Raw genomic sequence first — 13,946 nt, forward strand, 5'->3', positions numbered from 1 at the left:
ACCACTGCCTTAAAGGGATAAAAAATCGAATTAAAATTCTCAAAATTTTACGCCATGAAAAGTATAAAAACAATATCAGTCATCGCTATACTCATTTGCTTGATAAGCATGATAAGCGCTCAAGCTCAAATAGAACTTGTCAAGGACATTAATACTTCCTCGGAAACAGAAGAACTTAGAATAAACGAAAGCTTGATAATTGTTAATGGTAAACTTTTGATAAGCTACGATGAACATCCTGTATACGGTTCGGAGCTATGGACATTAAATGAATCCAATGAACCCGTTCTTTTGAAGGATATTAATGTAGGTACGCAGTCCTCCTGGCCAGAAAATTTTACTCTATTTGGAAACAAAGTAATATTTACGGCTCAATGGCCAGACACAGGGTATGCGCCTTCAATCACGGATGGGACGGAAGAAGGCACTTTTTTATTAAAGGACTTTGGGCCTCAATCCGAGGCAAGATATTTCACTCCTTTCGGAGAAAACCAGTGCCTTTTCTTAGAGATCGGTGGGTCAGATCCTAACCGCTTATGGAAAACGGATGGAACTGTGGCAGGTACTAGCTTAATTGCTACGTTGCCTTCCGACGCGAATAATGTCAGGAATTTTACCAGTCTTGGGAATCAGGTATTCTTTATGGCTTCGCTGGAAGAAACGGGGCAGGAACTTTGGGTCACAGATGGCACTGAAGAAGGAACCAAAATGGTAGCTGATATTATTGAAGGCTCAAGCGGTAGCGGACCATCTAATATGATTGCGCTTAACAATAAAATGTACTTCTCTGCCTATACCGCAGCCAATGGCAGGGAATTATGGGTAAGTGATGGTACTGCAGAGGGAACTGAAATGGTGGCAGATATTTTACCTGGAAGTCAGGACGGCCTCTCCACATCCTATTTCCGCCCAGCAGCTTTCGATGGCAAGTTATACTTTGCCGCATCAGGCACAAGTGGAAATATAGAACTATGGAGCAGCGATGGTACAGCAGAAGGAACTGCTTTAATTAAGGATATACGTACGTTGAGTTCGGGTATACCTAGAAACTTCTTTCCTTTCGGGGATGTGTTGCTATTTACTGCAACTCATGACACCGATGGCCAAGAGTTATGGAAAACCGACGGAACAGAAGAAGGAACCCTTCAAGTCAAAGATATTAATACCAATGGTTCGTCTTATCCATCTGGTTTTTGCTTGTTCAATGGCCTGGTTTATTTCAACGCTAACGAAACGAACCAATACGATTTATGGGTAACGGATGGCACCGAAGTAGGGACCTCCAAAGTGAAGGCGACCGAATTAGGAACAAATTCCTCATTTCGGAATCTGGTCACCGACGGAACCACACTTTATTACGCTGTGTATTCCGATGGCGCGAAGCTTTATGAAAGTGATGGTACCACGGAAGGCACCTCAAGTATTAGCAACGAAGCGACCATTTTCAACGACAGTGAACCGAGAGACTTTACCTCACTGGGAGGAGGTATTGTGTTTACAGCCAAAAGAAGTACAGGTGAAACCAGTCTCTGGTACTCAGATGGTACAACCATTACAGAGTTATTGCCGGCTACTGCTTCAACTTACCCTGGACCCAATAGCAGTTTTGAACAAATGATCATTGGAAACAAACTTCTGTTTTTAGCCACTACAGATACACAAGGCGAAGAACTTTGGGTCACAGATGGGACGCCTGAAGGCACGCAGATTTTAAAAGATATCAACCCAGACGCAGAAGACTCAGATATCGAAGATTTTGTACGCTTTGATGATGTTATTGTTTTTCAGGCAAACGATGGGTCCACGGGCAAAGAACCTTGGAAAACGGATGGCACGGCCGAGGGTACGGTATTGATAAAAGATATACGTTCTGGCAGTCCAGAATCGAATCCGAGAAATTTTCTTGTGCTAAATGATCTCTGCTATTTTAATGCTTATGATGGATCAACAGGAATAGAACTTTTTGTGACAGACGGAACAGAGGAAGGGACTGTTCAAGTGGTTGATTTGAATCCCGCTGCAGATAAAACTGGGGCATATAATAATCAATTCATTTTCAAAGACAAAATAGTAATCTTCGGGTCCGAAGACAACGGTACTTATGGGTATGAAATTGTTATTTCTGATGGCACTGCAGAAGGTACAGAGCGGATATCGGACATTAATGAAGGCAGTGAAAATACAAGCATTAGAGATTACGCTATTTTCGATAGCTATTTTGCATTTTTTACACATGTCAGCGCCAAAAGCAGCTATGAATTCTGGAAATCGGATGGTACGGCTGAAGGCACGAGCATGTTAGAGGATGGACTGCAGAACTACGTTTTTCAAGGTTCGCTAGGCGATTTGGTTATTTACTTTGGAAAAGATGCGGAAGGGCAGGTCGATTTGCAAGCCACGAATACCATGACTTTAAGCACCACGACTCTTATCGCCGATGTCCCTATAGCGATAGGTGGAGAGGGAGATCTTAATGATCCTAATTATGTAAAAGTTAGTAATCAAATTTTTCTTATAGATGGAATGTTTGAAGATGAGGAAGGGGAGCCAAATGTTGCTACCGGAACGGCACTTTGGGTAACTGATGGTACGGTCGGTGGCACCCTTGAGATTAGTACCGATGCTTTTGGAAATGACCTTGCTCCGGTCAAACTATTCCTCATCGACGGAGAGGTTTATTTTATCGGCTACAACAATAGTTCGTTAGCTTATAGCATCTATCACACGGATGGTACCACGTGTGGCACGCAACCGCTTAATGACGAATCAGTCGAAATACTGGGAGAGCTGTTTCCGATCGATGGCTATCTCTATTTCAGAGGCTCAACACCAACATTGGGCTCGGAGCTTTATAGATATCATTTAAACACAGAAATTCCAAGTCAATTAATAGCTTGGTATTTGGATGCGGATGGAGATGGTTTGGGTGACGAAAACGAAATGGTCGAGGACTGTAATCAACCCACTGGATATGTTGCCAATTCTGATGATTGTGATGATGATGTCAATAATATATGTGATAATATATTGCAAATAGATGTTTCTCAGAAAATTATAATATATCCAAATCCCGCTCATGAATGGATGACTGTATCGGGTCTCAAATCTGAAGCTGAGTTGCAGTTGATCAAAATAGATGGTCAGATGGTGCTGCGTCAGCAAGTCGTTCCTGATGAGCAAGTGAGTTTAGCCAACCTCAAGTCAGGGTTGTACCTTTTACGTCTCAATCAAAATGACATTACCACAACAACGAAGATCCTTATCCACTAATAAGCTAGGCATAAAGGTTTAGGATAGGTTAAGGGCAGCTTCGGCTGCCCTTTTTTTAAGTATAAAATTTTCTTCTTAAGATACTTCTGTTATTTCTTGACTAATTGAAGTTGAATGATTTGGTTAGGGGCATGAAGAGTCTCCTTAGAGTTAAGGTACTGCTAAGCATTCTGATGTTGTGTGCTTCCAAAGGGCATTGCAGTATAGAAAAAAATGAATCTGTTCCTGATTCAGTCCTGATTAATATTCTTGAAAAAATTGAAACTAATCGTAATCCAAAGTTTGTGTTGGGCTTAGTGCCGGATACTTTGGCTATTGCTAAATGTCAAAATGATAGCCTAAAATCCAGAGTGTATTACCATCTTGGTAGGGCATACGGACAGCTTGGGAGGTTTGACGAATCATTAGCAGCTTTGGAGTTAGGAAGCGAGGTGTCAAAGAACTTTCCTGATAGTCAAATTGGAATATTAATGGCAAAAGGGAACGTTTATTGGGCCAAGGACTATTATCAAACAGCGTTGGAGACCTACCAACAAGCACTTGACTTGACTCATAAATTCAAAACAGATCAACATGAAGTCTTTCAAGTAATGATACTCTCTAATATATCAGGGATATATAAGAAACTGAAGGAAAATGACAAGGCTTTATCATTTGCTGAGGAGAGTATTAACCTAGCTTATGAAACGAGAAACCTTAGACCCAGAGGACATCTTAAATTTGGAACGACGTTAAATGAATTAGGCCAATATGAACGAGCCTTGGATAGTCTACGGGTTACGAAAAAAATGATTTACCAGCATAATGATTCTATTGCATTGGTACATTGTTTATTGGCTATCGGTGAAGCATTTCATCATTTAGAGACGTATGATTCTGCGCTGTATTATACCAAGCAGTCGGCTTTTGTGGCTGGATTATTAGGGTATGATTTTATTGAAATCCTTATCCAACGTGGCGACCTGTATTTTTCTCAGCAAAGAAAGGACCTTGCTCTAGCCAAATATCAAGAGGCGCTCCAAATGGCAGTTCAGCAAAAGTCAATTGAGGGTCAGCAGGAAATATACGAGAAGATGAGTATGCTTTTCGAAGATCAAAAAAATTATCAAAAAGCTCATGAATATCTGATCTCTAGTTTTTCACTGAAAGATTCAATATCAGGTACTGCAATTCAGAATCGGATTAATGAATTGAATACAAAATATGAAACCGAAAAAAAACAGCAGCAAATTACACAACTAGAGCAAGACAACCAGATAATCGAGCTTGAAGCTAAACGTCAGAATCAGTTTTTAATATTGTTAGGGTTGGTGGCTGTGCTACTCGTATTAGCTACAGTATTACTAATCAGAAGAAACAGAATGAAGACAGAGGTTAATGCTATTTTGGATGCGAAAAATCAAGAACTGGCCAAACTCAACAACACCAAGAATCGCTTGTTTTCGATTATCTCGCACGATCTGAAAAGTCCATTATCTTCCTTTCACACGATTACCAAAAGCCTATCAGATAATTGGGAAGTACTGGAAAAGGAACAGCTCAAAGATTTTATTATTACCCTGCGAGATTCGTCGAGCGACGTCAAGAATATGATGGACAATTTACTTAAATGGGCCTTGGCTCAGACCGGCGAGCTGAACTATGCTCCACAAAGTGTAAGCCCATCAGAAGTGCTAACCAAAGTAAAAAGTCAGATGGAGTCCGTAACAAGGGTCAAGAAAGTAAATATCCTTGAAGAAGTGAAATCAACCACCACCATATCAGCCGATCAGCAGTTTCTGGAAATCATTCTAAGGAATTTAATGAGCAACGCAGTGAAATTTTCGAAGGTGGAAACCGACATCAAAGTAAGTATCGCCTCTGAGGGCAATTACGAAGTGATCAGTATACAGGATTATGGCGTGGGTATGGATCAAACTGAGATTGACCAATTGCTCGATGGGAGCATCCTAGCGCAAGACATCCAAAATTCTACTGAAAAAGGAACAGGCCTAGGGCTTACACTTTGCAAGGAATTGATTGCCAAGATGGGAGCCGAAATGAAAGTGTTGAGCGAGAAAGGAAAAGGTACTACATTTAAGCTCGTATTTGCCAAAACTGCCTAATGCATACACTTTTTTTAATAGATGATCACAAAGTAGTCCGCGATGGAGTGAAGGCCATAATGCTGGCTAAACCAAATATCAAAATCATAGGAGAAGCTGCTTCGGGTGCAGAAGCTTTGTCGACCATAAAAGAGAAAAATCCAGATTTAGTATTTGTGGATTTGAAACTGCCAGATGATAACGGCAGCAAACTCATATCACAATTGATGGCGCTCTGTCCCAATGCAAAATTTGCCCTACTCACCGCAGAGCCCAATCCTACGGATTTACAACGCGCACAAGATGCTGGCGCCTTGGCCTTTCTGACCAAAGACATGGAAACCACAGAATATCTACTGGCCATAGATAAAATGACAGCAGGCAAGAGATACATATCGGCAGCCTTCACCGACCTCATGATCAATACCAACTTGAATTATACCCCACGTGAAGTGGAGGTGCTCAAAGGATTTTCCGACGGGCTTTCCTATAAAGAAATTGGTGCAAAGCTCGACATCAGCCCACGAACGGTAGAGACGCACAAATTGCGAATCATGGAAAAAATGAAAGTGAAGACGGTAGTCGAAATGGTTCGCCAGGCTATCAGGGAGGGCTTGATTTGTGCCTGATCATGGTTTGAATGCATACGATCGCTTCACGTGTACATCGCTGTAACTAGGACTCATTGGATTCAATACCAGATTGAAATCACCTAGATCACAGACAGACGATACTTTAAAGCCCAGACATGTGGAGTCTTGCAGCCATTGATCACCCATCTGTTGAGAAACGAAACCGGGCGGATCTTGATCCCAGTCTGGTGGCAAGGGCTTGATTGTCTTGTAATTGTGATCAGGTACTTCTATTTCATATACTTTGTAGAGCTCAGGCATACAGCTAAGGTCAACATGTCGTGCCAGTTCTGCTCTAGCTAAAGCCAATGAACTTGCCGTGTACAAGGCATGACGCCCAATGCTATTCCATCTCCCGCCATAGAGAAACGCTCCACGTCCGTCTATAGGATTGTGATCAGGTGGATAGGTCTGGCAGATTCGAAAGACGATCATGAAAATATGCCATGCCGGATACGACCAAGCTCATGGCTGATCATTTGTATGCCATCATGAGTATCTAGCCATGATTTAGGAGTTGTTTGGTTCAGCGCAGCGATAGGTGATTTGAGCCATTGCAAGAATTTTTCACGCTTGCCAAAGGTATTGACCCCTTCGTGGTACAATTGTGCCAACTCCAGCAATCGGTCGGACTGAAGGCCCGTGAATCGCTTGCCGGATTGCATGTGTCTTTCTAGTGTTTTAGTAGATATGGCCGTGAGCTTAGATAATTCAGTTTTGCTAAATGTGAATAGAGACATCAAATCCTGTACAAACTCAGGTAATAGGCCCTGTCTGGATAGTTCGATTCTACTAGTGGGGCTGCCGTAGGCTATGGCTGCTTCTTCTACGGTGTGTAGTTCGGTGTTTTGTGTGTCGGAGTTGTACATTTGTCCTCTATAAGTAGACAAATGTACTAATTTTTTCTTGGAATAAAAACCCTTACGGAATTTTCCGTACCCTCACTCAGGAACATTCCCGATTGATAGACAGCGGCTTAGAATCGAACTTTGAGTTCATTCTAAACTTTATGCTATTATGAAAAAATTATCGCTACTATGTGTTATCTGGTTTGGCCTGGCTTGGTTGGGAGCAGCGCAGACCTACGACAGTCATATGCACTTCATTGAAAACAATGGAACAACCGTGAATTTGGAAGATGTAAAATCCGATGGGAACGGAAATATTTACATATCTGGAAACCTTACTGCTAATACGGATGATGACCATGAAGCCGTGGATTTTGATCCAGGGGCTGGTGTGGCACAAATAACCGGTGTCGATGTAAGCGTGGATCGGAATATTCTGTTTTTAGCCAAATACAATGCAGCTGGCCAATATCAGTGGGTACGCTGGATACATGAGATTTTGGATCAACCCAGTCTTTACGGAGGAAAATTGGCTATCAATGATGACGACAATGTGTACATGACAGCCAATGTAAAGGATGCCGCTGAGCTGAGTACAGGAGAAACCGTTTATGGGCCTTACGTATATGGAGTCCCTCTGGAAGGTTATTCCGGAAAGGTGATTGGGTACACGCCGGCCGGAGCTATAGACCGAATTATTGAAACATCATTTGCTCAGAATGGAAGTCAATACATGGAGATTGCGGCTATTGAAGCCGACCCGATATTAGGCCATATTTTTATTGCTGGCCATTATAGAGGAACTCCCAATGCGCTACCCGACGACACAGACGAAAACGCATATATCAGTTATGTGTCGACAGCCAATGGGCAAGCGCTTTTTACCAAAGCGGTCACCGAAGGAGGAAGTAATGCGTCTATCAGTGCATTGAGCTGGTCGGGTGATGGAAACCTGATCATAGCAGGATCGGTATCGGGAACGCCTGATTTCGACCCATCGGCATCTACACATACGGGCTCGGCTGGAAAATTTATAGCCAAATATTCATCTTCATTAGCCTTTGGCTGGGTAAACAGTGGAAATTCAGGTAGTTTCAATACTTCCATTAAATATACATCTGGTGGAAACCCGAGCATTGTATTGTATAATTCTTCGACAAGGATATCTCAGCTTCATGAGTTTAATATTTCTAATGGCACGCTAGTGGGATCCACTCAACTGTCTGATGAGACTTTTTCTGCACAAGATTATGCCTATGTGTCGAATGGAGATATTTATTCGGTAGGTACAATCATGCAAAGTGGGAGTGCACACCACAGAGCCATTGTAAAAACCCTGAGCAATGGAGATCATGCCTATACCACGGATATTACCACAGGTTTGTCCAGCTACTTTGGTCACCTGGATTATGACAACGACATCATCACTTGCTATGGTCACACGTCAGGTTTCGACGCTGATTTGGATCCAGTCGAGACTACTATTCTGACAGATGGAATTAATCAAGTGAGCTACGACGTTTCGGAGAGCGACACGCCTACATCTATCGTTAGTTATTCACCAGCGCATGGAGCCACTCATGCTTCGGGCAACCTTTCCTATACTGTTGAGTTTAACCAAAACTTAAACTATGTAGGAGCGGATGGCTCCATCTACTTGCGTCAAAAAGGCACTTCTACGGGATATGACGTGACAGCTGCTGATGTGTCCACAAGCGGATCCACTGCAACTATTGAAATAAAGAAAGCATTGAGTGATGGATCAAGCTTTCTTCAATATGAGCTATTCATTACAAATACTGCCTTTGAAAATGAAAATGGCGTTGCCTATGAAGGAAATATTCCGACACGCCCTACGGTGACGGTTAATTATACCAACCCTACAATTGCCACACAATCTCCTATAGATGGAGCCACAGAGGTTGCCCTGGATGCCAATGTGGTCATCACATTCAATGAAAATATTCGTGCGGGGCAATACGCTGGAGAAGGGCTTTACGATATTCGAATCCGCTCCAGCTTGACAAGCCAACAGCAACTTTATTTCCTGACCGACCCAGAAGTGACGGTGGGTACCAAAAGCATCACCATCAATCCCTCTTCAGATTTTGCTCCTGAAGACGAACTTTTCGTTAATATCTATTATGGCGTGATTGAGTTGGATCAACCTACAGATGGACTATATCTCAATCCTATCACCTCAAGCAATACGTGGAATTTCACGACAGAAGCTGGCGATCAAGATGCCCCTTTCATTAATGGTGGGCAATACCCAACCGAAGGCGCTCCTTGTGTTAGTACGTCCAACTTCAATGCGATTTTCAACGAACCTATTCAGTATGGTACAGGGCAGCTTTCGCTATATAAAATTGACGGTTCGCTTGTGAGCTCCATTGATATGGAAAATGACACCGATCAGCTTACTATCGATTTATCCAATCAGCGATTGCGTTTCAATTTTGAATACTCGGTGGAGTATGGGCAAGAATATTACATTCAGATATGTAGTACCTGTGTCGAAGATTTGGCAGGAAATCCGTTTGCTGGTATAGACGATGATTCTTGGAATTTCAACAGTAGCACTTTACCAGTCATTGAATCTACTGTGCCAGCGCATAACGCGACCAATGTGGAGTTGGGTGCGGATATTATACTCACTCCTAGTGAATATATACAATCGCACGACGGCACCAAAACTGCCATATTGAAAAATGCTGATGGAAATGGCGTGGTGGCTACGGTGCCTGTTTCGGGTTTTGTTTTTAATATGGACGGTACAGTTACGATTCCATTGCCCACGCTTTCTGAAAGCACCACGTACTATCTGGAGCTAGAGGCAAATGCACTGAGCAGCACATGCGGGACACGGGTGGAGCCGATTACAGGAAGTAGCACCCTGAGCTTTACTACCACCGGGCCAGCGGACGACACACCACCTGTCATTTCTGGTTTTTCGCCAGCAAAGAACGCCACTAGTGTCTCCAGTCGCCCGTCTATTCAGCTGACCATGAGCGAAAACGTGCAGTTTACGGATGATCCAAACAACGATATTTACATTCGAAATAAGGCAAATCCAAGCACGATTTACAAAACCATCCCAATCACATCTGATGAAGTAAACATCAACGAAAACGTGGTGATCATCTTCCCAGATGCAGAGCTCATTCCTAATGGAGAAGTACAGGAAGTATATGTGGGATGGAGTACTGCACCTTTTGAGGATTTGGCAGGAAATGACTTGGATCAGCTGTTTGATGATGAATACAGTTTCACGATTGATAATGAAAATCCTTATGCGACTGCCTATCAGTATAAAGGTGATACCGATGTGCCAATCAATATTTCTTCGCTCAAGTTGACTTTTAACGAACCCGTAACCGCACGGGCCTCGGCCAATATCATTGTGCGTGAGTCGGCTAGTAGCGATGTGATTACGCAGCATTATTTTGGCACTGACTTTAGCGGTGTGTCATTCAATGGCAATGAAGTAATCTTCACAATGAATCAAACACTGGATTATGCCACGGAATACCATGTTCAGATTGTGGGTAGTTCTTTTGAAGATGCCGCTGGTAACCACTTCGCTGGTTTAGGAAATTTATCGGTGTATGATTGGTATTTCACTACGGAAGCTGAACCTAATGAAGTACCTACCAACATCTCCTTGTCAGCCAATACCATAGACGAAAACAATTCTATCGGTGATGTAATCGGTACATTCAGTACAGAAGATGCCGATCAAACGAGTGGTTTTACTTACACGTTCGCTGCTGGCGGAGATGATAATGGGTCGTTTTCCATCGATGGATTCGGTGGTCTGAGAGCCAGTGCATCATTCGATTACGAACAAAAAGATACCTACAGCATCCGGGTAAAAACCACAGACAGCAAAGGCGCATCGTTAGAGAAATATTTTGAGGTATTGATCAATGACCTGGATGAAATCTCACCAACTATCGAGTCACTTTCGCCCGTGCACGAAGCTGCAGGCGTTGCTATAGATGCCGATTTGGTGCTGACGTTTAGTGAGGAAATAAAGCCATCGATAGATGGCGGTCATATTAGAGTTAGGCCAGTGAATGGCGGATTAAATCTTCTTGGCGGTCGACCAGAATTTGAAACCAACTTTTTTACCATTTCAAATAATCAGCTTATTATCCACCTATCAGAGGGTAATTCACCGTCCAATGGGCATCAGTATTATGTTCAGATTGACCATAATGCAATCGCAGATATAGCAGGCAACAATTTCGCAGGAATAGCCGATGATGCCACGACTTGGATGCTTACCATTGAAAAAGAGACGCAAACGATAGATATTACGCCAGTAGGCGAGAAGCTTATCACTGATGGTCCTTTTGACATCCAAGCAACCACGACTAGTAATTTAGCCTTGAGCTATAGCGTATTGAGTGGGCCAGCTACCAACAACGGAAAAACAATTACGCTTACAGGTGAATCAGGTATTGTAATAGTAGAAATAAGTCAAGTCGGAGACGAATATCATCACGCTACTAGCGAAACGATAAGTTTTTTGGTGAAAGATGCAAGCAAGCAAGATCAAACCATTACGATTACAGCGATTGATGATAAGATGACCACAGATGGAGCATTTGATATAGCGGCTTCTTCCACTTCGGGTCTCGCAGTGGCCTTAACGGTGACAGGCCCAGCCAGTATAAGTGGCAATACGATCACGCTTGACGGTACGGCAGGTACAGTAACAGTACTTGCCAACCAAGCAGGAGATAATAACTTCAACCCTGCTACTGTAGCAAGCGCGAGTTTTGAGGTGACAGAGCCAGTAGTAGAGAAATCTGATCAAACGATCACGATTGCAGTGATTGAAGATAAACTAACGATAGATGCAGCTTTCGAAGTAGAAGCAACTTCTACTTCAGAACTCGAAGTAACACTTACAGTTACAGGTCCAGCCACTATTAGTGGTAATACAATTACTTTGGACGGCACAGCTGGTACGGTGACTGTATTTGGCAATCAAGCTGGGAATGAAGAATTTGAAGCAGCTGAAGCAGTCAGTATTAGTTTCGAAGTCACAGAGCCTGTGATTAGTTCAGTTTCAAATCCTATTTATACGGTCAAAGTGTATCCTAACCCTGCAAATGATTGGATTATACTTGAAGGATTGAATGCCGAAGTAGCTCATGTCCAATGGATTAACATGGATGGAACCATAGTTATGGATCAACAAGTAAACGAACGGAGTAGAATAGATATCTCTAATTTGGCTGATGGTTTGTATCTATTAAGAACCTTACAAGACAATTTCATCACAACAACGAAGATTCTTATCCACTAATAAGCTAGGCATAAAGGTTTAGGATAGGTTAAGGGCAGCTTCGGCTGCCCTTTTTTTGTATTGGTCATCCAGACAAGAAAACTCCAAGGGTGAATAGGTTAGGTATCAAAATAGTGAACGACTATTTTTTTAGTATTGGGCTTCTGATTTATTTTCGTTTAAAAACCTGATTGTGCTATGAAAAAAATAATTTTCGCACTGCTGCTGATTGGAGCTTATCACGTGCATTCGCAAGGGGTGCCAGATAGCATAGAACACCAGCTAGCGAAAATGAACGGAGATGCTCTAAGGGTACAACATCTACTTGATTTAGCCAATCAGTATTTCAGATCGAACCCAGAATTAAGCCGCGACTTGTTGGATCGGTCACTGCTTATCGCTGATTCGTCAAACCGACGAGTCGATTATGGAAAAATCTTGGTTCAATATGGAATCATTCACCTCTACCAAGGAAGAATCGAATGGGCAGATAGCCTTTATAAACAAGCGCAAAAACTGTTCATTGGCGAGCAGGATACAGTAGGTATTATTAGGACATTTAAAGAATTGGGCACGCTGCATTATAAAATTGGTAATGATTCGGCTGCCATTAGCAATGGATATGCGGCTTACAAATTAGCAGAAAAAATCAATGAAGATCTCCTGCTAGCATTTATCAGCAACAATTTATCTTCTGCTTATCGCAATTTGGGGGATTATGAAAATTCCGTTTATTTTTTGAGAAAAGCTATAAAAGTAAAGGAGAAACTCAGCGATAAATCCGTAGGCTCTAGCTATCACAATCTGGGAATTACACTAAAATCTATGGGTTTGATCGATTCAGCCAAATACTATTTTCAAAAATCCATTAAGTCAAAAAAGAAATATCAGGACAAGCGAGGGTTGGCAAATTCGTATAATTCTATGACTTACTTTTTTATTGACCCTTTCAATGCCGACTCCTTATTTTATTATCATTATAAATGCATAGCGCTGGACGAAGAATTGGGAGATACGATTTCCTTGTCCTTTGATTGGCATTCTTTGGCAGATACTTATAGACAGATCAAAAACTGGGACAAAGCCATTGAATATGCGATCAAGTCTTTGGCTATAGCCAAAGATGGAGAAGTCATAGAGCTCAATTACCAATATTTGGCGGAGGCCTATCAAGCCAAGGGCGAATTTGAGCGATCGAACCAAATGCTTTCGAAATATGTGTTCATTCACGATTCACTTCGTCGAATAGAAAAGGAAAACTCCATTGCGGAGATGAAAGTGAAATTTGATACAGAACGAAAAGAAAAAGAAAATCAAATTTTGAAAGGAGAAAATAGAATCAACGAATTAGAGTTGTCTCAAGCCCGAACGCAGATGTATCTAATCTTGATGTTAACACTCGTCCTTACTATTGGGTTGATTTTTGCGATCGTGCAGCATCGCCTGAGGAAGAAACTTCTCGTTGCAGAGATTGACGAACTACGTGCTAAAATCAATAGCAACCTGATACAAAAAGGTGTAGCACTGAATGTAACGCTCGAATCATTCAACAAAAAAAATCATAATGACCTGACCGAACGAGAGTACGAAATTTTGAAATTGGCCATTACACAAAAATCAAACAGTCAGATTGCAGAGGAGGTTTTTGTCTCTGTAAACACAGTCAAATTCCATCTCAAGAACATTTTCAACAAATTGGGGGTGGCCAATCGCGTAGAGGCACTAGAGTTAGTTACTCAAAAACACTCCTGATAATCAGTAACTTATAAAAACTACCCTATAGGGGTAGGAAAAATAAAGAGCCTTTTTGGGA

The 13,946-nt window shown here is 42.1% G+C and carries 7 protein-coding genes and 1 pseudogene; 6 read left to right on the forward strand and 2 right to left on the reverse strand.

Annotated features, from left to right (window positions below):
* Positions 1-54 precede the first annotated feature (54 nt).
* From N7E81_RS06910 to N7E81_RS06920, 4 genes and pseudogenes are all read left to right on the forward strand, one after another.
* Positions 55-3,270, forward strand: coding sequence for a T9SS type A sorting domain-containing protein (locus N7E81_RS06910; RefSeq protein ID WP_263052557.1), 3,216 nt, complete (start codon positions 55-57; stop codon positions 3,268-3,270).
* A 173-nt stretch (positions 3,271-3,443) separates the two neighbouring features.
* A pseudogene (locus N7E81_RS19490) lies at positions 3,444-3,692 on the forward strand (tetratricopeptide repeat protein); the annotation flags it as partial.
* Between the two features lie 48 nt (positions 3,693-3,740).
* Positions 3,741-5,375, forward strand: a complete 1,635-nt coding sequence (locus N7E81_RS06915; RefSeq protein WP_263052558.1) for a sensor histidine kinase — start codon at positions 3,741-3,743, stop codon at positions 5,373-5,375.
* The gene (locus N7E81_RS06920; RefSeq protein ID WP_263052559.1) at positions 5,375-5,983 is read left to right on the forward strand and encodes a response regulator; all 609 of its coding nucleotides are present in this window, start codon (positions 5,375-5,377) and stop codon (positions 5,981-5,983) included. The genes N7E81_RS06915 and N7E81_RS06920 overlap by 1 nt, the downstream gene beginning before the upstream one ends.
* On the opposite strand, the gene N7E81_RS06925 is transcribed toward N7E81_RS06920, so the two are convergent.
* Complete coding sequence (locus N7E81_RS06925; RefSeq protein WP_263052560.1) at positions 5,984-6,421, reverse strand: RES family NAD+ phosphorylase; 438 nt, start codon at positions 6,419-6,421, stop codon at positions 5,984-5,986.
* Positions 6,418-6,876, reverse strand: a complete 459-nt coding sequence (parS, locus tag N7E81_RS06930) for a type II RES/Xre toxin-antitoxin system antitoxin (RefSeq protein ID WP_263052561.1) — start codon at positions 6,874-6,876, stop codon at positions 6,418-6,420. The genes N7E81_RS06925 and parS overlap by 4 nt, the downstream gene beginning before the upstream one ends.
* Before the next feature lie 127 nt (positions 6,877-7,003).
* Here parS and N7E81_RS06935 point away from each other — a divergent pair, with 127 nt between their 5' ends.
* Together N7E81_RS06935 and N7E81_RS06940 are read left to right on the forward strand one after the other, a co-directional pair.
* Positions 7,004-12,154, forward strand: coding sequence for an Ig-like domain-containing protein (locus tag N7E81_RS06935; RefSeq protein ID WP_263052562.1), 5,151 nt, complete (start codon positions 7,004-7,006; stop codon positions 12,152-12,154).
* Positions 12,155-12,331: 177 nt separating this feature from the next.
* Positions 12,332-13,885, forward strand: a complete 1,554-nt coding sequence (locus tag N7E81_RS06940; protein WP_263052563.1) for a tetratricopeptide repeat protein — start codon at positions 12,332-12,334, stop codon at positions 13,883-13,885.
* The last annotated feature ends 61 nt before the right edge of the window (positions 13,886-13,946 follow it).

The organism is Reichenbachiella carrageenanivorans (genome assembly GCF_025639805.1).
GTDB classification, from domain to species: Bacteria; Bacteroidota; Bacteroidia; order Cytophagales; family Cyclobacteriaceae; genus Reichenbachiella; species Reichenbachiella carrageenanivorans.

What these genes read in the sequence shown, in the direction of transcription:
- N7E81_RS06935 (WP_263052562.1), top strand. Translation starts at nt 7,004, where the DNA reads ATGAAAAAATTATCGCTACTATGTGTTATCTGGTTTGGCCTGGCTTGG.
- N7E81_RS06940 (WP_263052563.1), top strand. Translation starts at nt 12,332, where the DNA reads ATGAAAAAAATAATTTTCGCACTGCTGCTGATTGGAGCTTATCACGTG.
- N7E81_RS06920 (WP_263052559.1), top strand. Translation starts at nt 5,375, where the DNA reads ATGCATACACTTTTTTTAATAGATGATCACAAAGTAGTCCGCGATGGA.
- N7E81_RS06915 (WP_263052558.1), top strand. Translation starts at nt 3,741, where the DNA reads ATGGCAAAAGGGAACGTTTATTGGGCCAAGGACTATTATCAAACAGCG.
- N7E81_RS06910 (WP_263052557.1), top strand. Translation starts at nt 55, where the DNA reads ATGAAAAGTATAAAAACAATATCAGTCATCGCTATACTCATTTGCTTG.
- N7E81_RS06925 (WP_263052560.1), bottom strand. Translation starts at nt 6,421, where the DNA reads ATGATCGTCTTTCGAATCTGCCAGACCTATCCACCTGATCACAATCCT.